Origin of the sequence: Cellulomonas avistercoris, from assembly GCF_014836445.1 — a bacterium.
Classification (GTDB): Bacteria; Actinomycetota; Actinomycetes; order Actinomycetales; family Cellulomonadaceae; genus Cellulomonas; species Cellulomonas avistercoris.
Genome location: NZ_JACSQV010000001.1, coordinates 458,946 through 483,820, shown reverse-complemented (window position 1 = coordinate 483,820; position 24,875 = coordinate 458,946). Strand labels below are relative to the sequence as shown.

General features: G+C 74.5%; 18 protein-coding genes and 1 pseudogene. 13 read left to right on the top strand and 6 right to left on the bottom strand.

All coding sequences use genetic code 11. The features are described 5' to 3' along the window. Positions 1 to 58 precede the first annotated feature (58 nt). The 10 genes from H9657_RS02225 (at position 59) to H9657_RS02180 (ending at position 13,084) form a co-directional block, all read left to right on the top strand. The gene (locus tag H9657_RS02225; protein WP_191779849.1) at positions 59 to 1,084 is read left to right on the top strand and encodes a GNAT family N-acetyltransferase; all 1,026 of its coding nucleotides are present in this window, start codon (positions 59 to 61) and stop codon (positions 1,082 to 1,084) included. 88 nt (positions 1,085 to 1,172) lie between these two features. After that, a complete protein-coding gene (locus tag H9657_RS02220; RefSeq protein WP_191779848.1) occupies positions 1,173 to 1,970 on the top strand; it encodes an ABC transporter ATP-binding protein in 798 nt (265 codons plus the stop codon). Between the two features lie 93 nt (positions 1,971 to 2,063). Continuing rightward, on the top strand, positions 2,064 to 2,537 hold the full coding sequence (locus tag H9657_RS02215; RefSeq protein WP_191779846.1) for an NfeD family protein: 474 nt from the start codon (positions 2,064 to 2,066) through the stop codon (positions 2,535 to 2,537). Between the two features lie 82 nt (positions 2,538 to 2,619). Continuing rightward, entirely contained in the window at positions 2,620 to 3,843 is a 1,224-nt protein-coding gene (locus H9657_RS02210; protein ID WP_225214358.1) for an SPFH domain-containing protein, read from the top strand. A gap of 194 nt (positions 3,844 to 4,037) precedes the next feature. Then, positions 4,038 to 5,783 carry an ABC transporter ATP-binding protein gene (locus H9657_RS02205; protein ID WP_191779844.1) on the top strand — a complete coding sequence of 582 codons (1,746 nt, stop codon included), beginning with the start codon at positions 4,038 to 4,040 and terminating at the stop codon, positions 5,781 to 5,783. Next, entirely contained in the window at positions 5,780 to 7,771 is a 1,992-nt protein-coding gene (locus H9657_RS02200; RefSeq protein WP_191779843.1) for an ABC transporter ATP-binding protein, read from the top strand. Before H9657_RS02205 ends, H9657_RS02200 begins: the two co-directional genes overlap by 4 nt. 122 nt (positions 7,772 to 7,893) lie before the next feature. After that, the gene (locus H9657_RS02195) at positions 7,894 to 9,429 is read left to right on the top strand and encodes an SLC13 family permease (protein WP_191779984.1); all 1,536 of its coding nucleotides are present in this window, start codon (positions 7,894 to 7,896) and stop codon (positions 9,427 to 9,429) included. Between the two features lie 85 nt (positions 9,430 to 9,514). Next, the gene (locus tag H9657_RS02190; RefSeq protein WP_191779841.1) at positions 9,515 to 10,804 is read left to right on the top strand and encodes an endo-1,4-beta-xylanase; all 1,290 of its coding nucleotides are present in this window, start codon (positions 9,515 to 9,517) and stop codon (positions 10,802 to 10,804) included. A gap of 113 nt (positions 10,805 to 10,917) precedes the next feature. Continuing rightward, positions 10,918 to 12,237 (top strand): MFS transporter, encoded by a 1,320-nt coding sequence (locus H9657_RS02185; protein WP_225214356.1) that lies wholly within the window; start codon positions 10,918 to 10,920, stop codon positions 12,235 to 12,237. A gap of 7 nt (positions 12,238 to 12,244) precedes the next feature. Further along, the gene (locus H9657_RS02180; RefSeq protein WP_191779839.1) at positions 12,245 to 13,084 is read left to right on the top strand and encodes a TrmH family RNA methyltransferase; all 840 of its coding nucleotides are present in this window, start codon (positions 12,245 to 12,247) and stop codon (positions 13,082 to 13,084) included. A gap of 24 nt (positions 13,085 to 13,108) precedes the next feature. Here H9657_RS02180 and H9657_RS02175 read toward each other — a convergent pair whose 3' ends face one another. From H9657_RS02175 to H9657_RS02150, 6 genes and pseudogenes are all read right to left on the bottom strand, one after another. Further along, the gene (locus H9657_RS02175) at positions 13,109 to 13,735 is read right to left on the bottom strand and encodes a DUF1349 domain-containing protein (protein ID WP_191779837.1); all 627 of its coding nucleotides are present in this window, start codon (positions 13,733 to 13,735) and stop codon (positions 13,109 to 13,111) included. 287 nt (positions 13,736 to 14,022) lie between these two features. Next, positions 14,023 to 15,099 (bottom strand): DNA glycosylase AlkZ-like family protein, encoded by a 1,077-nt coding sequence (locus H9657_RS02170; RefSeq protein ID WP_191779835.1) that lies wholly within the window; start codon positions 15,097 to 15,099, stop codon positions 14,023 to 14,025. A gap of 57 nt (positions 15,100 to 15,156) precedes the next feature. After that, positions 15,157 to 15,729 (bottom strand): YbaK/EbsC family protein, encoded by a 573-nt coding sequence (locus H9657_RS02165; protein ID WP_191779833.1) that lies wholly within the window; start codon positions 15,727 to 15,729, stop codon positions 15,157 to 15,159. A gap of 47 nt (positions 15,730 to 15,776) precedes the next feature. Further along, a pseudogene (locus H9657_RS02160) lies at positions 15,777 to 16,205 on the bottom strand (YbhB/YbcL family Raf kinase inhibitor-like protein). A gap of 154 nt (positions 16,206 to 16,359) precedes the next feature. Beyond that, a complete protein-coding gene (locus tag H9657_RS02155; RefSeq protein ID WP_191779831.1) occupies positions 16,360 to 18,072 on the bottom strand; it encodes a SulP family inorganic anion transporter in 1,713 nt (570 codons plus the stop codon). Position 18,073: 1 nt separating this feature from the next. After that, a complete protein-coding gene (locus tag H9657_RS02150; protein ID WP_318241232.1) occupies positions 18,074 to 18,436 on the bottom strand; it encodes an ArsR/SmtB family transcription factor in 363 nt (120 codons plus the stop codon). Positions 18,437 to 18,736: 300 nt separating this feature from the next. On the opposite strand from H9657_RS02150, the gene H9657_RS02145 reads away from it, so the two are divergent. Genes H9657_RS02145 through H9657_RS02135 form a run of 3 tightly spaced genes read left to right on the top strand, consistent with a single transcriptional unit; the run spans position 18,737 to position 24,820 of the window. Continuing rightward, positions 18,737 to 19,666: a hypothetical protein gene (locus H9657_RS02145; RefSeq protein ID WP_191779826.1), complete on the top strand. Its 930-nt coding sequence runs from the start codon at positions 18,737 to 18,739 to the stop codon at positions 19,664 to 19,666. Next, the gene (locus H9657_RS02140; protein WP_191779824.1) at positions 19,663 to 21,357 is read left to right on the top strand and encodes a DNA polymerase Y family protein; all 1,695 of its coding nucleotides are present in this window, start codon (positions 19,663 to 19,665) and stop codon (positions 21,355 to 21,357) included. Before H9657_RS02145 ends, H9657_RS02140 begins: the two co-directional genes overlap by 4 nt. Continuing rightward, positions 21,350 to 24,820 (top strand): error-prone DNA polymerase, encoded by a 3,471-nt coding sequence (locus H9657_RS02135; protein ID WP_191779822.1) that lies wholly within the window; start codon positions 21,350 to 21,352, stop codon positions 24,818 to 24,820. Before H9657_RS02140 ends, H9657_RS02135 begins: the two co-directional genes overlap by 8 nt. Positions 24,821 to 24,875: the final 55 nt, after the last annotated feature.

Below are 24,875 nucleotides of genomic sequence, written 5' to 3'. Positions count from 1 at the left end.
CGTGTGCACCGCACATAACGGTGGACCGGCGGCGGCCGCGCGCGTCAGTCTGGTGGTCATGACCGACACGACCGTCCCTCTGGCCGTCCGCGTGGCGGCGCCGCAGGAGGTGCCGCAGCCGGGACCCGGCCTGGGCCTGACGTGGCGCCCCGCGACCCTCGACGACGGGCAGGCCGTCGCGGCGCTCAAGGTGAGGTGCCAGGAGGCCGACGGGCTGCCGTACCGGACGTCCGCCGTGGAGGTCGTCGAGGAGCTCGAGGGGGAGTGGCGGGACCTGCGGCACGACACGCTCGTCGGGACCGATCCCGCCGGGACCGTGCGCGCGTGGGCCCAGGTCGACACCGCCCCGGGTGACGAGCGCGTCGTCCGGGCGTTCGTCGAGGGCGACGTCGACCCCGAGTGGCGCGGGCGTGGCATCGGCACGGCGCTGGTCGCCTGGTCGCAGGCGCGGGCGCGCCAGCTGCTGGCCGCCTCCGGCAAGGAGCTGCCGGCCCGCATCGCGACCTACGGCGACGACGCGACACCCGACGTCGCCCGGCTGTTCGAGGCCGGCGGGTTCCGGCCGATCCGCTACTACACGCACATGCGACGTCCGCTCGATGTCCCCCTCCCCGGGATCCCGCAGATCGACGGACTGCGTGTCGTCCCGTGGTCCCCGGAGCTCGACGACGCGGTGCGCCTGGCTCACAACGAGGTGTTCGCCGACCACTGGGGCTCCGAGCCGCGCACCCCCGAGCAGTGGCGTGCGGCGCGGTCGATGTTCGCGCCGTCGTGGTCGTTCGTGGCGCTCGACGACGCCGGCCACGTCGTCGGCTACGCGGTCTCGGGGCGCTACGAGCACGACTGGCCCGCCGCCGGCTACCCCTCGGGCTACACCGAGCTGCTCGGCGTGCGGCGCGAGTGGCGGGGGAGGCGGGTGGCCGTCGCGCTGCTGGCGGCGGTCATGCGGGCGTACGCGGCCGACGGGATGCGGTACGCCGAGCTCGAGGTCGACACCGACAACCCGTCCGGTGCCCACGGGATCTACGCGGCGCTGGGCTACGAGGTCGCGCACTCGTCCACGATGCTGACGATCGAGCTGTGAGAGCCGGGACCGACCGGCACTGTGAGATCGACCGGGACGCGCGCCGCACGGCACGTCGAGCCCCCCGGGACGGTTAGGGTCTGTGGACATGACCGACGTGCTCGACCTGCAGGACGTGACGATCCGCCGGGGGGCGACGACGATCCTCGAGGACCTGTCGTGGCGCGTCCAGGACGCCGAGCGCTGGGTGGTGCTGGGTCGCAACGGCGCCGGCAAGACGACCCTGCTGCAGGTGGCCTCGGGCCGCATGCACCCGACCTCCGGGACGGCGACCCTGCTGGGGCAGCGGCTGGGCGCGACCGACGTCTTCGAGCTGCGACCCCGCATCGGCCTGGCGAGCGCGGCGCTCGCCGACCGCATCCCGTCCGGCGAGACCGTGCGGGACGTCGTGCTCACCGCGGCCTACGGCGTGACGGGTCGCTGGCGCGAGTCGTACGAGAGCGTCGACGAGGCGCGTGCCACGGACCTGCTCGCGGCCTTCGGGGTCGCCCACCTCGCGGAGCGCTGGTTCGGCACCCTGTCCGAGGGTGAGCGCAAGCGCGTGCAGATCGCCCGCAGCCTCATGAGCGACCCCGAGCTGCTGCTCCTGGACGAGCCCGCCGCGGGCCTGGACCTGGGGGGACGTGAGGAGCTCGTCGGTGCGCTGGCCGAGCTCGCGCGCGACCGGCGCTCACCCGCGCTGGTGCTCGTGACGCACCACGTCGAGGAGATCCCCCCGGGCTTCACGCACCTGCTGCTGCTGCGCGCCGGCCGGGTGTTCGCCGCCGGGCCGATCGACGAGACGCTGACCGCCGAGAACCTGTCCGGTGCGTTCGACGTGCCGCTGCGGCTGGACCACGTCGACGGCCGCTGGGCCGCGCACGCGACGGGTGCGGTGACGGCCTGATCGTGGCCGTACCGTGACCCACCACCCCCGGGTGAGCAAAGCCATCGCATAGGATCGGTCCACGGACGACGGCGACGCGCGGAGGTGGCGGGCATGGGTTGGCTCTGGTGGGTCGGGGGAGCCCTGACGCTCGGCATCCTCGAGATGCTGTCCCTGGACCTCGTGCTCGTCATGTTCGCCGGCGGCGCCCTCGCGGGTGCGCTGGCGTACGCGCTCGGAGCGCCCGTGGCCGTGCAGATCCTCGTCGCGGCGCTCACGGCGATCGTGCTGCTGGCGACACTGCGGCCGTGGCTGCTGCGGCACCTCAAGGGCCGCGTAGACCTGCCCGAGACCAACGCCGCGGCACTCGTCGGGCGCCCGGCGACGGTCGTCTCCACGGTCGACGGCACCACCGGCCGGGTCAAGCTCGTCGGTGAGGTGTGGACCGCGCGCACCGCGGACGGCGGCTCCCTGCCGCCGGGCACCGCGGTGACGGTGACGAAGATCGACGGGGCCACCGCCGTCGTCAGCCCGGCCGCAGCCAACGCCCCGGGTGACACCGCCGCGCCGGGCGTCGCGCCCGCCTGACACAGGTCGACCGAGACATCCGACCCGGAGCCCGGGTCACCGTGGCCGTCCCGGTACGGGCGGCAGTACCTGCGGAGGTCCCATGAACGACGGCCCCGGTGCCGGCCAGATCGCGCTGATCCTCGTCCTCGTCCTCGTCCTGATCTTCGTCGTCGTCGCCCTCGTGCGCGCGGTGCGGATCGTGCCGCAGGCGGTGGCGATCATCGTCGAGCGGCTCGGGCGGTACAACAAGACGCTGGACGCCGGTCTCCACCTGCTGATCCCGTTCGTCGACCGGGTGCGCGCGAGCGTCGACCTGCGCGAGCAGGTCGTCTCGTTCCCGCCGCAGCCCGTGATCACCTCCGACAACCTCGTGGTGAGCATCGACACCGTCATCTACTTCCAGGTGACGTCGCCGAAGGACGCGGTCTACGAGATCGCCAACTACATCACCGGCATCGAGCAGCTGACGGTCACGACCCTGCGCAACGTCATCGGGTCGATGGACCTCGAGCAGACCCTGACGAGCCGTGACCAGATCAACGGCCAGCTGCGCGGCGTGCTCGACGAGGCGACCGGCAAGTGGGGCATCCGCGTCAACCGCGTCGAGCTCAAGGCGATCGACCCGCCCGCGTCGGTGCAGGGCTCGATGGAGCAGCAGATGCGCGCCGAGCGTGACCGTCGTGCGGCGATCCTCACCGCGGAGGGCGTCAAGCAGTCGGCGATCCTCACCGCCGAGGGCGAGAAGCAGTCCGCGATCCTGCGGGCCGAGGGTGAGGCCCAGTCGGCGATCCTGCGGGCCGAGGGCGAGGCGCGGGCGATCCTGCAGGTGTTCGACGCCGTCCACCGTGGCGACGCCGACCCCAAGCTGCTCGCGTACCAGTACCTCCAGACGCTGCCCAAGATCGCGGCGAGCCCGTCCAACAAGATGTGGTTCCTCCCTGCCGAGCTCAGCGGCGCGCTGGGCTGGCTCTCCAAGGGCTTCCAGGGCGGTGGCGAGGAGGGCGACTACCCGACCCGTCCCGCGGGGAGCTCGCCCATCGCCGAGGGCGAGCTGCCCCCGGTCTCGCTGACGGACCCGAGCGAGGCGCTGGCCGAGGCACGGCGCGAGTCGGCGGCCGCGACGGCCGACGCGACGAGCGCGGGCACCCTGTCCGGCGTGCCGTTCGACCCGTCCGCCGAGCGTGGGCAGCGCCCCGGCACGGGCCCGGGTGCGCCGCAGCAGCCCGCGTACGGGTCGCCGGCACCCTCGCAGGCGCCACCGGCGCCCTCGCAGCCGGCACCGACGAGCGATGAGCCCCGTCCGCCGGAGCAGCAGGCACCCTGACACCGTCACCTGCGCACGCCCCGGGACCCCCCGGCCCCCCCCCCCGGGGGGCGGGCGTCGCGCTGTCCGCCCTCGGCGGAATGGTCGTGCGTCCGTGCCCCGCGCGGGGCATCGTGTACCTGCCGTGGTCGGCCCGCCCCCGCGGTCGGCCGTACGGAACGACCGGGGGACCATCGCAGGGAAGGGCGCCGTCCATGCTTGTCCGTCTGCTGCGGGAGCACCTCAGGCCCTACCGGGGTGCCGTCGTCGCGGTGCTGGTCCTGCAGCTGGTGCAGGTCATCGCGACGCTCTGGCTGCCGAGCCTGAACGCCGACATCATCGACGACGGGGTCGCGCAGGGGGACACCGCGACGATCTGGCGTCTCGGCGGGGTGATGCTCGGCGTGAGCCTGGTCCAGGTCGTCGCGTCCATCGCGGCCGTCTGGTTCGGCGCGCGCACGGCGATGGCCTTCGGCCGTGACGTGCGGGCGCGGCTGTTCGCCCAGGTGCAGTCCTACTCCCAGCAGGAGATGGGCAAGTTCGGTGCGCCGACGCTCATCACCCGGACGACCAACGACGTCCAGCAGGTGCAGATGGTCGTGTTCATGACCTTCGTGTTCCTCGTGATGGCGCCGCTGATGCTCGTCGGCGGCGTCGTGATGTCGCTGCGCGAGGACATACCCCTCTCGGGGTTGCTGCTCGTGATCGTCCCCGTCCTGGCGGTCGTCATCGGCCTGATCGTGTCGCGCATGGTGCCGTGGTTCCGGCAGATGCAGACGCGCATCGACGCGGTCAACCGTGTCATGCGCGAGCAGCTGTCCGGTGTGCGCGTCATCCGGGCGTTCGTGCGCGAGCGCCAGGAGCAGGCGCGGTTCGAGGTGGCCAACACGGACCTCTACATCGCCTCGCTGCGGGCGGGGCTGCTGTTCGCCCTGATGTTCCCGGTCGTGATGCTGGTGATGAACCTCTCGAGCGTCTCGGTGGTGTGGTTCGGGGCGCAGCGGGTCGACGCGGGGCAGATGCAGATCGGCTCGTTGATCGCGTTCCTCAGCTACATCATGTTCGTCCTCATGGCCGTCATGATGAGCTCGATGATGGTCGTCATGGTCCCGCGGGCCATGGTCTCCGCCGACCGCATCGGCGAGGTCCTCGACACCTCGACCACGGTCGTGCCGCCGGAGCGTCCCGTCGCCTTCCCGACCGGCGCGGAGGCGCGCCCCGGGCTCCTGGAGCTGCGCGGCGTGGAGTTCCGCTACCCGGGCGCCGAGGACCCGGTGCTCCACGACGTGTCGTTCGTCGCCGAGCCCGGCCGCACCACGGCGATCATCGGCTCCACCGGCTCCGGCAAGACCACGCTGCTGCACCTCGTGCCCCGGCTGTACGACGTGACCGGGGGACGTGTCCTCATCGACGGCGTCGACGTGCGCGACGCCGACCCGGTCGCGCTCGGCACCCGCATCGGGCTCGTGCCGCAGCGGCCGTACCTGTTCACCGGCACCGTGCGCAGCAACCTGCAGTTCGGCAAGCCGGACGCCGACGACGACGAGCTGTGGCACGCGCTCGAGGTGGCGCAGGCGCGACGGTTCGTCGAGGAGCTCCCCGAGGGCCTGGACGCGCCGGTGGCGCAGGGAGGCACCAACCTGTCCGGGGGGCAGCGCCAACGACTGGCGATCGCACGCGCGCTGGTCCGGCGCCCGAGCATCTACCTGTTCGACGACTCGTTCTCGGCGCTCGACTACGCCACCGACGCCGCCCTGCGCGCGGCCCTCGTCCCCGAGACGCGGACGGCCACGGTCGTGGTGGTCGCGCAGCGCGTCGCGACCATCCGGTCGGCCGACCGCATCCTCGTCCTGGACGAGGGACGCGTCGTGGGGGACGGCACGCACGACGAGCTGCTCGCGTCGAGCCCCACGTACCAGGAGATCGTGTACTCCCAGCTGAGCGCGCAGGAGGCGGCATGAGCGCCACGACCAAGGACGCGCGACCCGCCGGACCGCCCCCGGGCGGCCCGCGCGGAGGGCCCATGGGCATGGGCCTGGGGATGCCGGGTCAGAAGTCGATGAACTTCCGCGGTTCGCTGCGCCGGCTGCTCACGGTGCTGCGGCCCGAGCGCGCGCGGCTCATCGCGGTCCTCGTGCTCGGCACGCTGTCCGTCGCCGCCGCGGTGGCCGGGCCCAAGCTCCTCGGGACCGCCACCGACGTGCTGTTCGAGGGTGTGGTGTCGCGCCAGCTCGTGCAGGTCGTCCCCGCCGGCACGACGCAGTCGCAGGCGGTCGAGGCGCTGCGCGCCGCCGGGCAGGACCAGCTCGCGGACCTCGTCGGCGGCATGTCGGCCCTGACGGTCGGCGCCGGCGTGGACTTCGACAAGCTCGGGTCGACCCTCCTGCTCGTCCTGCTGGTCTACGTCGCGGCGTTCCTGTTCGGCTGGCTCCAGGGCCGCCTGACGGCGCGGGCCGTGCAGAACACGGTCCGGCGGATGCGGTCGCAGGTCGAGGAGAAGATCGGCCGCGTCCCGCTGTCGTACTTCGACCGGCAGCCCCGCGGCGAGCTGCTGTCCCGCGTGACCAACGACATCGACAACGTCGCGCAGACCGTGCAGCAGACGCTGTCGCAGCTGGTGACGTCGGTGCTCACGGTCATCGGCGTCCTCGCGATGATGTTCTGGATCTCGCCGCTGCTCGCGGTCGTGGCGCTCGTCACGGTGCCGCTGTCCGTCGTCATCGCCGCCGCGATCGCCAAGCGCTCGCAGCCGCAGTTCGTCGAGCAGTGGGCCTGGACCGGCAAGCTCAACGCGCACATCGAGGAGATGTTCACCGGCCACGCGCTCGTCACCGTCTTCGGGCGGCAGAAGGAGGCCGCCGCGACGTTCGCCGAGCGCAACGAGCGGCTCTACGACTCGGCGTTCAAGGCGCAGTTCATCTCGGGGATCATCCAGCCGGCCCTGGGGTTCGTCGCGAACCTCAACTACCTGGTGGTGGCCGTGGTCGGGGGGCTGCGCGTCGCGTCGGGGACGATGACGCTCGGCGACGTGCAGGCGTTCATCCAGTACTCACGGCAGTTCACGCAGCCGATCACGCAGATCGCGTCGATGGCGAACCTCCTGCAGTCGGGCGTCGCCTCCGCCGAGCGGGTGTTCGAGCTCCTCGACGCCGACGAGCAGTCGCCGGACCCCGCGCAGCCCGTCGCGCTCGCCCCGCGCGTGCGGGGCCGCGTCGCGTTCGAGGACGTGTCGTTCCGCTACGAGCCCGACACCCCGCTCATCGAGCACCTGTCGGTCGTCGCGGAGCCCGGCCAGACCGTCGCGATCGTCGGACCGACCGGTGCCGGCAAGACCACGCTGGTCAACCTCATCATGCGGTTCTACGAGGTGGACGCCGGCCGGATCACGCTCGACGGCGTCGACACGCGCGACCTGACGCGCGACGCCCTGCGCTCCCAGATGGGCATGGTCCTGCAGGACACGTGGCTGTACCAGGGGACGATCGCGGAGAACATCGCCTACGGCGTCGACGAGGCGACGCACGACCAGATCGTCGAGGCCGCGGTGGCGACCCACGTCGACCGCTTCGTGCGGACGCTGCCCGACGGCTACGACACCGTGCTCGACGACGAGGGCGGCTCGGTCTCGGCGGGCGAGAAGCAGCTGCTGACCATCGCGCGTGCGTTCCTCGCCGACCCGGCGATCCTCATCCTCGACGAGGCGACGTCCTCGGTCGACACGCGGACCGAGGTGCTCGTGCAGCACGCGATGAACGCGCTGCGCGTCGGGCGCACGTCGTTCGTCATCGCGCACCGGTTGTCGACCATCCGCGACGCCGACGTCATCCTCGTCATGGAGCACGGGCAGATCGTGGAGAAGGGAAGCCACGACGAGCTGGTCACCGCCGGCGGCGCGTACGCGCGGCTGTACGAGAGCCAGTTCGCGGCCGCGGCGGACCCGGTCGAGTGAGCCGGCGGCGGGCCGGCCGCGCCGGCTGACGGGTCGACCGAAGGTCCCACGAGGGGCCGTCGACCGCGACGTAGCGTCGAGAGGGACGACCACACCCGCTCACGAGACGAGAGGGTCGAGCCATCAGCACGACCGCCGCCGCCACGCCCACGCACCCGTCAGCCGGACCCGGACCGCGCAGCGGGCCTCCGCTCGCGGAGAGGCTGCGCCGGCCGAGCCGCTCGACCGTCGGCCTCGTCGCCGGACCCCTGCTCGCGGCGCTCGCGCTCTGGGCGGTCCCCGACATGCCGCCCGAGGTCGCCGGTGCGCCCGCGTACGCGGGCGCGCTGACCGCGGCGACGCTCGTCCTGATGGGCGTCTGGTGGATGACCGAGGCTCTCCCGCTGGCGGTCACCGCGCTGCTCCCGCTGGTCGTGCTCCCCGTCGCGGGGGCCGCGGAGATCGGTGACGTCGCCGCCCCGTACGCGAACAAGGTCATCTTCCTGTTCTTCGGCGGGTTCGTCCTGGCGATCGCCCTGCAGCGCTGGGACGTGCACCTGCGCATCGCCCTCGGTGTCGTGCGGCTGGTCGGCACGGCACCGCGCCGGCTGGTGCTCGGCATGATGCTCGCCACCGCGCTGCTGAGCATGTGGGTGTCCAACACCGCCACCGCGGTGATGATGCTGCCCATCGGCGTGTCGGTCCTGGCGCTGCTGGGCCGTGAGCGCGGCGAGGTCGACGGCCGGCTGTCCGCCGCGCTCATGCTGGGCATCGCGTACGCCGCCACGATCGGGTCGTTCGGGACGATCATCGCCAGCCCGCCCAACGCGCTGCTCGTCGGCTACATGTCCGAGACGTACGGCGTCGAGATCTCCTTCGGCCAGTGGATGGCCGTCGGGCTGCCCCTGTCGGCCGTCTTCCTGCTGCTCGCGTGGCTCCTGCTGACGCGCGTCGTGTTCCGCTTCGACCCCGCGCCGCTGTGCGACGACGACACGGTGGTCCGCACCGAGCTCGAGCGGCTCGGGCCGATGGGCCACCCGCAGCGCCGCGTCGTCGTCGTGTTCGTGCTCGCGGCGGTCTCGTGGATCGCGCTGCCGATCCTCTGGCGCGACACCCCGGTGACGGACGAGGTGGTGGCGATCCTCGTCGCGGTCCTGCTGTTCCTGCTGCCGTCGGGCGCGGACTGCGGCGGGCGGCTGCTCGACTGGTCGGACACGCGGGAGCTGCCCTGGGGCATCCTGCTGCTGTTCGGCGGCGGGCTCGCGCTCGCGTCGCAGATCACGTCATCGGGGTTGTCGCGGTGGATCGGGGAACGCGCCCACGGGCTGGACGGGATGCCGACGGTGGTCGTCGTCGGGGTGGTCTGCGTGCTCACCGTCGCGATGACGGAGTTCATGTCGAACACCGCCACGGCCGCGACGCTGCTGCCGATCATGAGCACGGTCGGTGCCGCGCTCGGCTACGGCCCGCTGCTCCTCGCCGTGCCGGTCGCGCTGGCGGCCGGCTGCACGTTCATGATGCCCGCGGCCACACCCCCCAACGCCATCGCGTACTCCTCGGGGTACGTGCGCGTGCCGGACATGATGCGTGCCGGCGCACCGCTGAGCGTGGCGTCGGTGCTCCTGGTGACGCTCACGGTGACGACGCTCGCCTCGTGGGTGCTGGGGATCCCGGCCTGAGGATGAGAGCCTGGGCGCACGTGCGACGACGCTCGCCTCCCGGTCGCGGTCGTGCACGCTCCGTCCCCATGTCCTGAGGAGCCGCATGACCCCCCAGTCGCACCCGTCCGCCGTCGTGGCCAGCGCAGCAGCCGACGACCCCACCGTCGCGCACCGCACCCGGACCCGGACGGTGCAGGTGCTCGACCGTGCCGGGAACCCGCTGGTGGGGGCGCCCGTCACCGTGGAGCAGACCGGGCACGACCTCGGGTTCGGCTGCATCGGGTTCGACGAGGTGCACCGTGCGGGGCGCCGGCTCGCCGGCAAGCCGTTCACGGGGGCGGAGGAGGAGCTGCACGAGCGTCTCGACGCCCTGTGGTTCGACCTGTTCGACACCGCGACCCTGCCGTTCTACTGGGGCACGTTCGAGCCCGAGGAGGGCCGGCCCCGCACCGCCGCGCTGCGCGCCGCGGCCGAGCACTTCGTCTCGCGCGGTGCGCGTGTGAAGGGCCACCCGCTGGTCTGGCACACGGTCGCCCCGCAGTGGCTGGTGCCCAAGGCCGACGACGAGGTGCTGCGGCTGCTGCGCGCGCGCGTCCAGCGCGACGCGTCGGAGTTCGCCGGGCTCGTCGACACGTGGGACGCGATCAACGAGGTCGTGATCATGCCCGTCTTCACCCAGGACGACAACGCCGTCACGCGCGTCGCGAAGACCGTCGGCCGCGTCGGCATGGTGCGCCTGGCGTTCGAGGAGGCGCGCGCCGCGAACCCGTCCGCGACGCTGCTGCTCAACGACTTCGACATGTCCGCCGACTACGAGCACCTCATCGAGGAGTGCCTCGCCGCCGGCATCCGCATCGACGCGCTGGGCCTGCAGAGCCACATGCACAAGGGCACGTGGACCAAGGAGAAGACGCTCGACGTGCTCGAGCGCTTCGGCCGGTTCGGCCTGCCGCTGCACTTCACGGAGATCACCCTGATGTCCGGCCAGCACATGCCCTCGCACATCGAGGACCTCAACGACCACCGGGTCGAGGAGTGGCCCAGCACGCCGGACGGGCTCGAGCGCCAGGCGCAGGACGCGGTGGACCTGTACACGACCCTCGTCGCCGACCCGCGGGTGCAGGTCATCACGTACTGGGGGCTCTCGGACCACGGCATGTGGCTCAACGCCCCCGGCGGCCTGGTGTTCTCGGACGGGACGCCCAAGCCGTCGTACGACGCGCTGCGCGGCCTGATCCGCGGGCAGTGGTGGCTCGCGCCCACGACCGCGGCGACCGATGACGACGGGCGCGTCACGATCAGCGGGATGCCCGGGCGGTACGCGGTCGAGGTGGGCGGCGTCCGTCACGAGGTGACGCTCGACGACGACGGCGCGGACGTCGTCGTGCGATGAGCACGCCGGACGGTCCGGGGGCGCACCCCGCGCCCCCGCCGTCCGCGGCGGTGCGACGAACGTCACCGTCGCTGGTCGTCCAGCGGGCACGGTCCGGCGACGATGCTTCTGCCATGCCCTCCGCGTCGACCGCCGTGTCGTCCCCCATGCGCCCGCGGTTCGTGCGCGACCGCCTCACCCTCGGCATGTACGCGCCGTTCGTGGTCTGGGGCTGGCTGCTCTACAGCTTCAACCCCTCGGTGCCCCTGCTGGCCGACGAGCTCGGCGTCACCGCCGCGCAGGCGGGCCTGCACGGGACCGCGATGGCCGTCGGCGGGCTGGCGGCCGCGCCGCTGACGCCGCGCGCGGTCCGGCGCGTCGGTCGCCGCGCGACGATCGTGGCCGCCCTCGTGCTCGTCGGCGTGGGCGTCACGGGACTGCTGCTCGGCCCGACCCTGCCGTGGACCCTGGTGGGCATGTTCGTCACCGCGATGGGCGGCAACGTGATGATCGCCGCGACGCAGGTCGGGATCGCGCAGCACACGGGTCCGGCCGCGTCGGCCGCGATCACGGAGGCGAACGGCGTCGGCTCGTCCGTCGGCCTGATCGGGCCGATCGCCGTCGGGGCGTGCGTCGCCGCCGGGTGGGGCTGGCGCCCGGGTGTGGCGGTGACGGTGGGCCTGGCGGTCGTGGCAGCGCTGGTCGTCGGCCGGCTGCCCGCGACGCCCGCGCTGCCGCGGTCGCGGAGCCGTGCCGGCCGGGCGGACACGGCGGTCGCCGCTGCGTCCGGGCCTGGCGACGCGGTCGCAGGGTCGAGCGCTCAGGACGCCGGACCGGTCGGCGAGCACGTCGACCGGCCGGTGCCAGCCGCGCCCCGCGTCTCGCGCCACGCCGCCCCGCTCTTCCTCGCGGCACTCGTCGCCGCGACCGCGCTCGAGAACGCGACGACGTACTGGGCGACGGACCTCGTCCTCGCGCGCACCGACGCCGGCCCGGGCATCGCGACGGCGACCACGGCGGGGCTCGTCGCCGGCATGTCGGTCATGCGGTTCATCGTCGGGCCGCTCTCGCTGCGCATCCACCCGGCGCACCTGCTCGCGGGCTCCTTCGCCATCGCGATCGCCGGGTGGGCGCTGCTGTGGACGGCGACGGACGTCGGGGTGGCGCTGACGGGTCTGGTCGTCGCCGGGTTCGGCTACGGCGCGCAGTACCCGCTGGGTGTCTCGTTGCTCCTGGCGGTGTCGCGCGGGCACGCCGACCGCGCGCAGTCGCACGCGACGCTCGCCGGTGCGCTCGCGATCGGCGTCGCGCCGTTCCTGCTCGGCGCCCTCGCCGACGCGTTCGGCACGCACCAGGCGTTCCTGCTCGTGCCCGTCGTGGCCGTGGCGGGTGTGGTCGTCGCCGTCCTCGGTGCCCGGGTCGTGCGCCCGTCCGCGCACCCCGACCTGGGATGATGGACGCGTGCTCCACCCCGACGTCCAGCCCGTCACCGACCGCGACGACCCCCGGTTGACCGACTACGTCGGGCTCACCGACGTGGCGCTGCGTACTCGGGTCGAGTCCGCGAACGGCCTGTACATCGCCGAGAGCTCGACGGTCCTGGCCCGTGCGCTGCAGGCGGGGCACCGCCCCCGGTCCGTGCTGCTGGCGCCACGGTGGCTGCCCGCCGTGGCGGAGATGCTCGCGGCCTCGCCCGTCGACGGCACCGTCCCCGTGCACGTCGCCGAGGACCCCGTGCTCGAGGCCATCACGGGCTTCCACGTGCACCGCGGCGCGCTCGCGGCCATGCACCGCCCGGACCTCCCGGCGGTCGCCGACGTCCTCGCGTCGGCGCGCGGCGGCACCGGTGCCCGCCGGGTCGCGGTGCTCGAGGACCTGGTCGACCACACGAACGTCGGCGCCGCCTTCCGGTCCGCCGCGGCTCTGGGCGTCGAAGCCGTCCTCGTGACGCCCCGCTGCGCCGACCCGCTGTACCGACGTGCGGTGCGCGTGTCGATGGGGGCGGTCTTCCAGGTGCCGTGGACCCGCATCGAGCCCTGGCCCGAGGGCGTGACGACGCTGCGCGAGGCCGGGTTCGTCACCGCGTCGCTCGCGCTGTCCGACGACGCGGTGTCGCTCGACGACCTGGTGGCGCACCCTCCCGAGCGTCTCGCGCTGGTCCTCGGGGCCGAGGGGGACGGGCTCAAGCCCGCGACGCTCGCCGCGGGCGACCTGACCGTGCGCATCCCGATGGCCGGGGGAGTCGACTCCCTCAACGTCGCGGCGGCCGCGGCCGTGGCGTTCTGGGCGACCCGGGTCTGAGCGAGCACCCGGGCCGCCCGACGCTCAGGACCCGTCGCGCAGGTCGCCCAGGCGGGTCGGCGTGAAGCCGATCCGGTCGAACGTCACCGCGCACCCGTCGCCCGTGGGGGACTGACCCTCGAAGCCGACCGTCACCACACCCTGCGGGTCGTCCAGCGCGAAGTGCCGGACCAGCGACCAGCGCGTGCCGTCGAGCGACGCGTGGTACGCGTACGCCCCGCCGATGCGCGACACGCGCAGCCACACCTGGTTGCCGTCGACCGCGAACCCGTTGGCGTCGTCCGAGACGCCGCGCGTGACGACGGAGACGATGAGCGGGACGCCGTCGGGCGAGTACTCGAAGCAGAGCTTGCCCCAGTGCCGGTCGTCGACGTGCAGCAGCAGCACCCCGGCGTCGAACGTCGCGGCGAAGTCGACCGTGACGCGCGCGGTCAGCTGGAAGTCGCCCGCCGGCGGGGTGCCCAGCAGCGTGGGGGCGTTGAGGACGCCCTCCGAGTCGGACGAGATGCCGTCGCGCGGGTCGAGGAAGACGTCGGTGCGCGGCGGCGCGGTCACCCGCACGGTGCCCGGCACGGCGTCCACCACCCACGCGGAGCCGGCCGAGGGCACCAGCGCGAAGGGGACGGCGGGCACGTGCAGCGGTGTCGTCATCGTGGATCTCCTGGGTGTCGTGGGCGGGCCGGTCGCGGGACCGTCGAGGCCGCCACGCCCGGCGCAGGCGCCAGCATCGCACCGGGCGTCGTGCTCGCGTCGGCCGGGCGCGCCTGCCGCGCCGCCCGCCGACGGCCGCGGTCACTGGCCGATGCGACCGTCGATCCGCTCGCGCAGCAGGTCGGCGTGCCCCAGGTGGCGCGGTACTCCTCGATCATGTGCACGAGCAGCTCGGGCTGTCGGTCGGCCATGTCGCTCCTCCGCGTGGATCGAGTCCTTCCTGCACGCTAGCGCCCCAGCAGCCCGGCGAGACGGTCGACCTCGGCGACGACGTCGCCGTCCCGAGGGTCGGTGCCCGGCCGCCACGTGACGACGACGGTCCCGTCCGTGATCGTCCACGTGCCCGCCACGACGCCGCCGACGACCACGACGCGCGCACCGCGGCTCACGGCGGCTCGCAGGTCCGCCGGCACGACGTGGATGTCTGCGGTGCCCGGGCCCAGGACCCACTGGTCGTACTGGGGGAGCAGCCGCACGACGTCCGTCGGGGCCGAGGCGGCCAGGGCCGGGACGTCGTCACGCAGGACGAGCATCGGCTCGTCGTCGACGTCGACGCGGCTCACGCGGTCGCCGAGCGCACGGAGCCAGCCGCGGACGGCGGAGAAACGCACGCCGAGCCCCTGCGTGAGCCAGTAGCGCAGGTGCTCCGGCGTCGCCGGCCCGTAGGTGTGCAGGTACGCCTCGACCGCGCGTGGGCCAGCCTCGTCGACGTCCGGCAGTCCCGTCCAGCGCGGGTTCGTGCCGAGCGCCTGCAGCGTCAGCGGGCCACCGCCCGGACCCAGGCTCAGGACACCCTGCCACGCGAGCGCCTTGAGGAAGGTCGCCTGGGGGTCGGTGAACGCGGTCCCGAGGTGACGGTACGCAGGGTGCGCGGTCACGGCTGCGGCCAGGTCCGTGCGCGTCAGCGGGCCCGGTGCCAGCGCCTCGTGCACCGCCACCCCGAGCGCCGGCCAGTCGCCGGGGGCGAGCCGGTAGTACTCCTGCCACGACGACCGCTCCCACATGCGCGTCGAGGCCCGCAGCGCCAGGTGCACGGCTGCCTGCTCCGGGGTCATGAGGTGGGTGGCCCCCCGGAACGCGAACGTCCGCACCAGGGAGCCGTCCGCCAGCGCGCGGTCGACGTCGCCCGGTCGTGAGTCGCGCAACCGGGTACGCACGCCCAGCTCGGCGGCCGACGGGTCCAGCTGGGCCGCGACGGCGCCGAGGTCCGCGACGACGTCGGCGACGGACGTCGTCGCCGAGGGCTCCAGGTGGTGCCGGCCCAGGCGCCACGCGAGCGCACCGGGCCACCGGACGGCGGTCATGCTCGAGGCTACTGCGGAGCTCGGACGGCCTCAGGGGAGCCGGGTACGCCGCGGTCCTCAGCCGATCGCGAGCCCCTCGACCACCTCGACGCCGGGGGCACGCACCAGCAGCGCACCGGGCAGCGCGATCTTCGAGCGGCGCACGCCGCTGCCGATGATGACGGTGCCCCCGGCGTGCGGGTCGTCGTCGGCCACACCGGCGTCGGCCAGCACCCGGTACCCCGCGGGCAGGCCGAGCGGCGTGATGCCGCCGTACTCCATCTGCGACTCGGCCGTCGCGCGATCCATCGGCAGGAACGACGCCTTGCGGACGTCGAGCAGGCGCTTGACCGCGTTGTTGACGTCCGCTCGCGTCGTGGCCCGCACGAGGCACGCGGCGGTCCGCTCCTCACCGGCCCGCCGGCCGGCGACGAGGACGCAGTTGACCGACGCCGACAGCGGCAGCGCGTAGGCGTCGGTCATGGCCGCGGTGTCGGCGAGCTCGGGGTCGATGGCGGCGACGAGCACGGCGTCGGCGACCTCCGGATCGACGGCGGCCCACCCGCTGATCATGGCGTGCGTGGCCGTGGCCAGCAGGTCCGGACGGTCGACGGCGCGCTCCCAGGTGAGCGTCCCGAGCGTGGTGGTCATGCGCGGCAGGCTACCCGGCGACGTGCCGGGACGCCGTGGCGGGGGCGTCAGCGCTGGTAGGTGCCCATGAGGACGGCGCGTGCGAGCGTGTGGAACACGAGCGCGCAGCTCGCGGCACCGGGGGGCGTGTCCGGCGTCAGGCCGAGGTCCGCGGTGTCCAGCGCGTGCACGGCGACGTAGTAGCGGTGCACCTGGTCGCCCGGGGGCGGGGCGCTGCCGACCTACCCCGCCACACCGTCGTCGCCGCGCAGGTGGAACGCGCCGGCCGGCAGGCCCGAGCCGTCGGGGCGGCCGGCGTCGCGGTCGAGCGACGTGACGTCCGGGCGCAGGCCCAGCACCGTCCAGTGCCACCAGCCCGCGACGCCCGGCGCGTCGGGGTCGAAGACGTTGACCGCGAACCCTGCAGTCCCCTCGGGGAACCCGGACCACGACAGCTGCGGCGAGACGTCCTGCCCGGCGTCGGTGTGGGTGTGCACGTCGGGGACCGGGGCGCCGTGCACCCAGTCGGCGCTCGTGATCGTGAAGGACGGCACGGGGGGCAGCAGCGCGTAGGGCTCGGGAGCGACCGGACGGGTGAGGGACGTTGCCACGGCGACCTCCGTCGACGGCCCGGCGCCGGTCGCCGGGGGGTCAGCCCATCCTGGCGGTGCGCAGGGACCGGCGCACGTGCGCGCGGGCGTGCGCGAGCGCGTCGTCCAGGTCGTCGAACAGGTGTCGCTCGTCGGCGAGCGCGGCGATGACGCCGAGGCTCTCCGCGAGCTGCCGGTGCTCGGGTCGCAGCCCCTTGAGCAGGACGACGATGCCGCGCCGGCGCAGGTCCTCGATGATCTCGACGAGCGCGTTGGCGCCGCTCGCGTCGAGCATGCGCACGTTGCCCAGCCGCAGCACGACGACGCGCACGTCGCTGACCAGCGCGAGCTCGTCGAGGAACCGGCGCACGTCGGCGAAGAACAGCGCGCCGTCGATGCGGTAGACCGCGATGTGCTCGTCCAGCAGGGTGCGCCCGGCGTCCGCGGTGAGCTGCTCCTGGGACTCCTGCGCCTCCTCCGGCATCGGCTCGCGGTGCAGACCGCTGCTGCGGGCCATCGCGCGCAGCGCCATGACGGCCGCCACGGCGACCCCCACCTCGACGGCCATGACGAGGTCGAACACGACCGTCACCGCGAGCGTCACGCAGAACACGAGCGCACCGGAGCGCCCGGACCGGCAGATCGCGCGCGCGGTCGGCAGGTCGACCATGCGGGCGGCGGTGACGAGCAGCACCCCGGCCAGCACGGACAGCGGGATGCGCCCGACCAGGGGTGCGGCGAGGTAGATGATCGCGGCCAGCACGAGGGCGTGCGTGAGGGCGGCGACGCGGGTGCGCCCGCCGGCGCGCACGTTGACGGCGGTGCGGGCGATCGCCCCGGTCGCGGGCAGTCCGCCGAACAGGCCCGACGCGACGTTCGCCGCACCCTGGCCGAACAGCTCGCGGTTGGGCCGGGTGCGCTCGATGTCGTCGGCCATGCCGTCGGCGACGCGCGCGGACAGCAGCGACTCCAGGGCGGCGAGGGCGGCCACCGCCAGGGCGGCGGAGAACAGCGCGCTGGTGGTGGCCACGTCGACGACCGGCAGGTGCGGGCCGGGCAGGGTGTCGGGCAGGACGCCGATGCGGTCGACGTCGAGCCCGGCGACCTCGGCGACGAGCGTGGCGAGCACGACGGCCACCAGGGAGGCGGGTGTGCCCTTGTGCAGCCGGGGCAGGACGATCATGACGGCGACGACCAGGGCGACCAGGGCGAGCGGCACGACGGCCTGCGACCAGTCGGTGCCGCCGATGGTGCGCAGCGCGACGAGGCCCGCGTTCTCGCCCTCCGCGCGTGGCGTGTCGAGCGCCAGGGGCACCTGCTGGAGCGCGATCACGACGCCGATGCCGCACGTGAACCCCTCGACGACGGGCCAGGGGATGTAGGCGACGAGGCGGCCGATGCCCAGGACGCCGGCGAGCACGACCAGGCCGCCGGCCATGATCGCGACGATCGGCACGGCCTCGGTGCCGTGGCGGGCGACGACGGGCAGCAGCACGACCGCCATGGCGCCCGTGGGCCCGCTGACCTGCAGGTGCGAGCCGCCGAGCACCGCGGCGACGGCGCCGGCGACGACGGCGGTGACGAGCCCGGCGGCGGCGCCGAGCCCGGAGGAGACGCCGAACCCGAGGGCGAGCGGCAGCGCGACGATCGCGACGGTGAGCCCGGCGAGCAGGTCGTGCCGCCACGAGCGCGGCAGGTCGGCGTAGTCGGAACGTCGCGGGGCGAGCGCGAGCAGGCGTCGCCGGGCGGCCGGGACGAAGGTGTCGAGGCTCATGTCAGGCGGTGGTGTCGGTGGTGGGGGATGTCTCGTCGAGCCGGTCCCGGTGGCGCGTCGCCGCGTCGACGAGGACGGTGCGGGCGGCCGCGAGCATCTCGGCGACGGCGGGCAGCGCGAGCGCGTAGTGCACGGCGTTGCCGGAGCGGTGCGCGGTCACGACCCCGGCCCGTCGGAGCACCGCCAGGTGCTGGGACAGGTGCGACGCCTCGAGGCCGAGCTCGGCGAGCAGCTCGCTGACCTGCCGGTCGCGCACGACGAGGAGCTCCAGGGTGCGCACCCGCACCGGGTGGGCGAGGGCCTTGAAGAGGTCGGCCTTGACGTCCGCGAGAGGACGGTCGACACCGAGGGCGTGCAGGGGCACGAGGTCTCCGGGATGACGGTGTGATGAAACCATCAAATGCTAGCGCTCCGGGGTGAAGGTCGGCGTCGCGTGGTCCGCCTCACTTCGACCACGCCCGGACGGGTGAACGGCGGGCGGGCGGCCGCGCGACGTCGCGGCCGGCTCCGCAGACGGTTTGACACCCCCTCGGTGTCGGCGTCTACTGACATGATCGAACATGTGTTCGATCGACGTCGGTCCGGCGCATCGGTCGTCGTCGGCTGCACCCACCGGTGAAAGACGTCCCGGTGGCAACGCAAGGCGAGCGAAGGGCGGAGTGGCGTGACGGGGACGAGCACCGTGGAGCGGGCCGCGCGGGCGCGCGCGGCGCTCGCGGCAGCCGAACGTCGCACCGGAGCGCGCTCGGTGCTGACGGGGACGTCCACCCCGGGGTCGTCGAGCACGGGGGGCTCGACGATGCGGGCCGCGACGGGCGCTCCGGCGTCGTTCGAGGGGACGGGCGTGCTCGGCACGCTCGACGTCCTGGACGACGCGCGTCCCGGGACGCCCGTCCCGACCGTTCCGGCGCCCGACGTCCCGCCCCTGTCGGCCGCCACGACCGCCGCGCCCCGGCGCACGTCCCTGCTCACCAGCGAGCGCCCACCGCTGCCCGTGCCGCCGCAGCTGGCCGACCTGATGCCCGACGGGCTGCGGCGCGGCGCGACCACCTCGGTGCTCGGGTCCACGTCGCTGGCGCTCGGCGTCCTCGCGCACGCGTGCGCGTCCGGGGCGTGGGCGGTCGCCGTCGGGCAGCCGCGGCTCGGGCTGCTCGCCGCCGCGCAGGCGGGCGTCGACCTCGCGCGGTTCGCGCTCGTCCCCGACCCCGGAGCCGACGCCGCCCTCGTGCTGGCCGCGCTGATCGACGGGATCGACGTCGTGCTCGTGGGGCCGGACACGCCGCTCGCGGACGCCGACCGGCGCCGGCTGTCCGCACGTGCCCGTGAGCGCGGCGCCGCGCTCCTGACCACCGCGCCGTGGCCCGGTGCCGCCGTCGTGCTCGACGCCGGCCCGGCCCGGTGGTCGGGTGCAGGCGAGGGGGACGGGCGCCTGCGCTCGTGCGAGGTGCAGGTGCGCCGCACGGGTCGCGGCAGCGCCGCCGTCCCCACGTCGGCGGACGTCGTGCTGCCGTTCTCGCCGCCGGGCGAGCACGTGCCGCCCGGCCCGGTGCGCCGTCGTCCTCGGACGGCCGGCGGGTTGCGGCTGGTCGGATGAGCACGCGGACGACGGTCGTGTGGGTGCCCGACTGGCCCGTGGTCGCGGCGATGGTGGCCGACGAGGTCCCGGTCGACGTGCCCGCGGCGGTGCACGACGGGCGTCGGGTCACCGCGGTGTCCGCGCTCGCGCGCGCCGACGGGGTGCGCCGCGGGATGCGGCGGCGTCAGGCGCAGGGGGTGTGCCCCGAGCTCGTGCTGCTGCCTGCCGACGACGCCCGCGACGTGCGGCTGTTCGAGCCCGTCGCGGCCGCGACCGAGACGGTCGTCGCGGGTGTCGAGGTCGCGCGTCCCGGGCTGCTCCTGCTGCCCGCGGGCGGTGCGGCGCGCTACCACGGCTCGGAGGAGGCGCTCGCGGAGCGCATCGTCGACGCGGTCGCGCGTGCCACGGGGCACGAGTGCGGTGTCGGGACCGCGGACGGGCTGCTCGCCGCGGTCCTGGCCGCGCGCACCGGCGCCGTCGTCGAGCCCGGGGTCTCCGCGGTGTTCCTCGCACCCCACGGCGTCACCGAGCTCGTCCACGCGACGAGCACCCCCGAGCAGGCCGCGGAGGTCGCGGGCCTGGTCGACCTGCTGCACCGGCTGGGGCTGCGCACGCTCGGGGCGTTCGCCGCGCTGCCCGGGGCCGACGTGCACGCGCGGTTCGGCCGGCTCGGCACGTGGGCCCGCACGCTCGCGAGCGGTCTCGACGAGCGCCCGCCCGCCCGGCGCCGGCCCGAGGCCGACCTCGAGGTGAGCACCGAGCTGGACCCGCCCGTCGAGCGCGTCGACACCGCGACCTTCGCCGGGCGGCGCCTGGCCGAGCAGCTGCACGCCGACCTCGTCGCCCGGTCCGTGACGTGCGGACGCCTGCAGATCGCCGCCCGCACGGACGACGGGACCGAGCTGGTGCGCACGTGGCGCACCGACCTGGGCGGGTGGGGGGCGCTCGCGGCCGCCCGCATCACCGACCGGATCCGCTGGCAGCTCGACGGGTGGCTGACCGCGTCGGCCGTCGCGACGGTCCGCGACCGACGGCGTGAGGCGCGGGACCGGGACCGCGGTGCGTGGTCCGTGACGCAGCCGCCGGTCGACGTCCGCGCGCCGGGCGACGAGGACGACCTGGCGCCCGTCGCGCTGGTCCGGCTGACGCTCACGGCGCTCGACGTCGCACCGGCGGGTGCCGAGGCCGCGCAGCTGTGGGGCGGGCCGTCGGGCGGTGACCTGCGCGCCCACCGCGCCCTGGAACGCGCGCAGAGCATCGTCGGGGGTCCGGGGGTGCTGACCGCGACCCTGCAGGGAGGCCGCGACGTGCGCGACCAGGTGCACGTGCGGCCGTGGGGCGAGCAGAGCGACCCGCCGCGTCCCGCCGACCGGCCCTGGCCGGGCCGGCTGCCGGATCCCGCGCCCGCGACCGTGCTGGTGGACCCCGTGCACGTCGAGGTGCGTGACGTGCACGGTGCACCCGTGCGCGTCGACCGTCGCGGCCGGCTCAGCGGCCCGCCCGGCAGCGTGCTGACCGGTGCCGGCAGCGACCGCGTGCGCGTCGTCGCCGGGTGGGCGGGGCCGTGGCTGCTGAGCGACCGCTGGTGGACGCACCCCGGCGTCGCGCCGCAGGTGCGCGCCCACCTGCAGGTCGCCTTCGACGACGGCGGCGCGGTGCTGCTCACGCACACCGCCGGGACGTGGACGTGCGAGGCCGACTATGACTGAGCGTCGCCCGGTCACCGCGCGGGGGGAGTGGCCGCCCCGGTACGCCGAGCTGCACGCGCACTCGGCGTTCAGCTTCCTCGACGGTGCCAGCCAGCCGGAGGAGCTCGCCGCGGAGGCGGCCCGCCTGGGGCAGAGCGCGCTGGCGCTGACCGACCACGACGGGCTGTACGGCGTCGTGCGGTTCGCGCAGGCCGCGCGCGCCGTCGGCCTGCCCACGGTGTTCGGCGCCGAGCTGCACCTGCCCGCACCCGACCCGCGCCGGCACCCGCGGGAGAAGCGCCCCGCACCCGGTCCGCCGGTGCTCGACGCCCCCACGGGCGTGCCCGACCCCCGCGCGAGCCACCTGCAGGTGCTCGCGCGCGGCCCCGACGGGTACCGCGCGCTGTCCCGGGCGATCGCCGAGGGGCACCTGCGCACGGGGCGCAAGGGCGCCGCGGAGTACCACCTGGAGGAGCTGGCCGAGGCGGCCGCGGGTCAGTGGCTCGTCCTGACCGGCTGCCGCAAGGGCGCGGTGCGGCGGGCGCTGGCCGGCGGGGACCCGTCGGGCGTCCTCGGCGTGGCACCCGGTGGGCTCGCGGCTGCGCGCACCGAGCTGGACCGGCTCGTCGCGCTGTTCGGGCGCGACAACGTCGCCGTCGAGACCACGATGCACGGCGACGCGTACGACACCGATCGTGCCGACGCGCTCGCCGAGCTCGCCGCCGACGCGCGCCTGCCGCTCGTCGCGACCGGCAACGTGCACTACGCGACCGAGCGCGACGCCGACCTGGCGCAGGCGCTCGCGGCCGTGCGCGCACGCTCGTCGCTCGACGACCTCGACGGGTGGCTGCCCGGCGCCCCCGTCGCGCACCTGCGGTCGGCCGCCGAGATGCTGCAGCTGCACCGGCGCCACCCGAGCGCCGTCACGACGGCCGCGGACCTGGCGGCGGAGTGCGCGTTCGACCTGTCCCTCGTCGCACCGCGCCTGCCGCCCTACCCGGTGCCGGACGGTCACACGGAGGCGACGTGGCTGCGCGAGCTCGTGCGGCGCGGCGCGCACGACCTGTACGGGCCACGCGACGCCGAGCGCGTGCCCGGTGCGTACGCGCAGCTCGACCACGAGCTGCGCGTCATCGAGGACCTCGGGTTCCCGGGGTACTTCCTCGTGGTCTACGAGCTCGTCGACTTCTGCCGGCGCAACGGGATCATGGCGCAGGGTCGCGGCTCGGCCGCCAACTCCGCCGTCTGCTACGTCCTGCGCGTCACCGCGGTGGACCCGGTCAAGCACGGCCTGCTGTTCGAGCGCTTCCTGGCACCCGAGCGCGACGGCCCGCCCGACATCGACGTCGACATCGAGTCCGCGCGCCGCGAGGAGGTCATCCAGCACGTCTACGCGACGCACGGTCGCACGCACGCGGCCCAGGTCGCCAACGTCATCTCCTACCGGCCGCGCTCTGCGGTGCGGGACGCCGCGCGCGCCCTCGGGTACGACGTGGGGCAGCAGGACGCGTGGAGCTCGTCGATCGAGCGGTGGGGGAGCCTGCGGGGTCAGGAGAAGCCGAGCCCGTGGTGGCACCTGACGCGCTCGGGGCCTGTGGGCCCGGAGACGCCGGGACGCCCGACCGCCGACAACCACGACGTCGTCCCGCAGCACCTGCCGCCGTCCGCCGCGGACGCCGAGGACATCCCCGAGCACGTCATCGACCTGGCCGAGCGGTTCCTGCGCCTGCCGCGGCACCTGGGCATCCACTCGGGCGGCATGGTGATGTGCGACCGGCCCGTCATCGAGGTGTGCCCCGTGGAGTGGGCGCGCATGGAGGGGCGCACGGTCCTGCAGTGGGACAAGGAGGACTGCGCCGACGCCGGGCTCGTGAAGTTCGACCTGCTGGGCCTCGGCATGCTCACGGCGCTGCGGCTCGCGTTCACCGAGGTGGAGAAGCACGAGGGCGTCACGCTCGACCTGCACGGGCTGCCGCACGAGGACCCGGCCGTGTACGAGCTGTTGTCCGCCGCGGACACCGTCGGGGTGTTCCAGGTGGAGTCCCGTGCGCAGATGGGGACGCTGCCGCGGCTGCGCCCCGAGAAGTTCTACGACATCGTCGTCGAGGTCGCGCTCATCCGTCCCGGACCCATCCAGGGCGGGTCGGTGCACCCCTTCATCAACCGTGCCAAGGGACGTGAGCCCGTCACGTACCTGCACCCGCTGCTGGAGAAGTCGCTCGGCAAGACCCTCGGCGTGCCGCTGTTCCAGGAGCAGCTCATGCAGATGGCCATCGACGTCGCCGACTTCACCCCCGCCGAGGCGGACCAGCTGCGCCGCGCCATGGGGTCGAAGCGGTCGATGGAGCGCATGGAGGCGATCCGCGCGCGGCTCATGGCCGGCATGGCCGCCAAGGGCATCGGGCCCGACGTGCGCGAGCGGATCTTCGACAAGCTCAAGGCGTTCGCCGACTTCGGGTTCCCCGAGTCGCACGCGTACTCGTTCGCGTTCCTCGTCTACGCGAGCTCGTGGCTCAAGGTGCACCACCCCGCCGCGTTCTACGCCGGGCTCCTCGCCGCCCAGCCCATGGGGTTCTACTCACCGCAGTCGCTGGCCGCCGACGCGCGCCGCCACGGCGTGGAGGTGCTGCGGCCCGACGTGCTGGCGTCCGACGTGCTCGCCGCCGTCGAGCGCACCGGGCCGCCGCTGCCGGGCGGGGAGCCACGCCTGGTGCCGCAGGCCAGCGGCACCGGCCCGACCCGACCCGTGGGGGTGCGCACCGGGGAGGGGTCGGTGCGCACCCTCGCGGTGCGGCAGGGCCTGACGCAGGTGCGGACCATCGGCGAGGACGTCGCCCGTGCGCTCGTCGACGAGCGCACGGCCCGCGGACCGTTCACCGACCTGCACGACCTGGTGCGGCGCGTGCAGCTCAGCACGCCCCAGCTCGAGGCGCTCGCCACCGCAGGCGCCCTCGGCTCGCTCGGCGTCGACCGGCGCGCGGGGCTGTGGGCCGCGGGCGCGCTCGCGCAGGAGGGCCCGGACACGCTGCCCGGCATCGCGGTCGGCGTGAAGGCGCCGACCCTGCCCGGCCTCTCGGACGTGGAGGTCGCGACCGCCGACGTGTGGTCCACCGGCGTGTCCGTCGACTCCTACCCGACGCAGTTCGTCCGCGAGGGCCTCGACGCCGCCGGCGTGCTGCCCGTCGAGCAGGCCTTCCGCACCGAGGAGGGTCGCCGTGTCGCCGTCGCCGGCGTCGTCACCCACCGCCAGCGCCCCGGCACCGCCAACGGCGTGACGTTCCTGTCGCTGGAGGACGAGACCGGGCTCATCAACGTCGTGTGCTCCGCCGGGCTGTGGCAGAGGTTCCGGCGCACGGCCCGGACCGCCAAGGCGATGGTCGTGCGCGGGCGGCTGGAGAAGGCCGACGGCGCGACGAACCTCGTGGCCGAGCACCTGAGCCCGTTGTCGCTGAAGATCCGCAGCACGTCACGGGACTTCCAGTAGGGGGACCGCAGTCGCCTTGGCCGGCCCGATGAGGGCGCGCGCCTGCACCTCCCGC

Excerpts from the sequence above, each read along its gene's own strand:
- H9657_RS02135 (WP_191779822.1), top strand. The coding sequence starts at position 21,350 with ATGACTGAGCGTCGCCCGGTCACCGCGCGGGGGGAGTGGCCGCCCCGG.
- H9657_RS02155 (WP_191779831.1), bottom strand. The coding sequence starts at position 18,072 with ATGAGCCTCGACACCTTCGTCCCGGCCGCCCGGCGACGCCTGCTCGCG.
- H9657_RS02220 (WP_191779848.1), top strand. The coding sequence starts at position 1,173 with ATGACCGACGTGCTCGACCTGCAGGACGTGACGATCCGCCGGGGGGCG.
- H9657_RS02185 (WP_225214356.1), top strand. The coding sequence starts at position 10,918 with ATGCCCTCCGCGTCGACCGCCGTGTCGTCCCCCATGCGCCCGCGGTTC.
- H9657_RS02225 (WP_191779849.1), top strand. The coding sequence starts at position 59 with ATGACCGACACGACCGTCCCTCTGGCCGTCCGCGTGGCGGCGCCGCAG.
- H9657_RS02175 (WP_191779837.1), bottom strand. The coding sequence starts at position 13,735 with ATGACGACACCGCTGCACGTGCCCGCCGTCCCCTTCGCGCTGGTGCCC.
- H9657_RS02190 (WP_191779841.1), top strand. The coding sequence starts at position 9,515 with ATGACCCCCCAGTCGCACCCGTCCGCCGTCGTGGCCAGCGCAGCAGCC.
- H9657_RS02140 (WP_191779824.1), top strand. The coding sequence starts at position 19,663 with ATGAGCACGCGGACGACGGTCGTGTGGGTGCCCGACTGGCCCGTGGTC.
- H9657_RS02170 (WP_191779835.1), bottom strand. The coding sequence starts at position 15,099 with ATGACCGCCGTCCGGTGGCCCGGTGCGCTCGCGTGGCGCCTGGGCCGG.
- H9657_RS02210 (WP_225214358.1), top strand. The coding sequence starts at position 2,620 with ATGAACGACGGCCCCGGTGCCGGCCAGATCGCGCTGATCCTCGTCCTC.
- H9657_RS02215 (WP_191779846.1), top strand. The coding sequence starts at position 2,064 with ATGGGTTGGCTCTGGTGGGTCGGGGGAGCCCTGACGCTCGGCATCCTC.
- H9657_RS02205 (WP_191779844.1), top strand. The coding sequence starts at position 4,038 with ATGCTTGTCCGTCTGCTGCGGGAGCACCTCAGGCCCTACCGGGGTGCC.
- H9657_RS02165 (WP_191779833.1), bottom strand. The coding sequence starts at position 15,729 with ATGACCACCACGCTCGGGACGCTCACCTGGGAGCGCGCCGTCGACCGT.
- H9657_RS02200 (WP_191779843.1), top strand. The coding sequence starts at position 5,780 with ATGAGCGCCACGACCAAGGACGCGCGACCCGCCGGACCGCCCCCGGGC.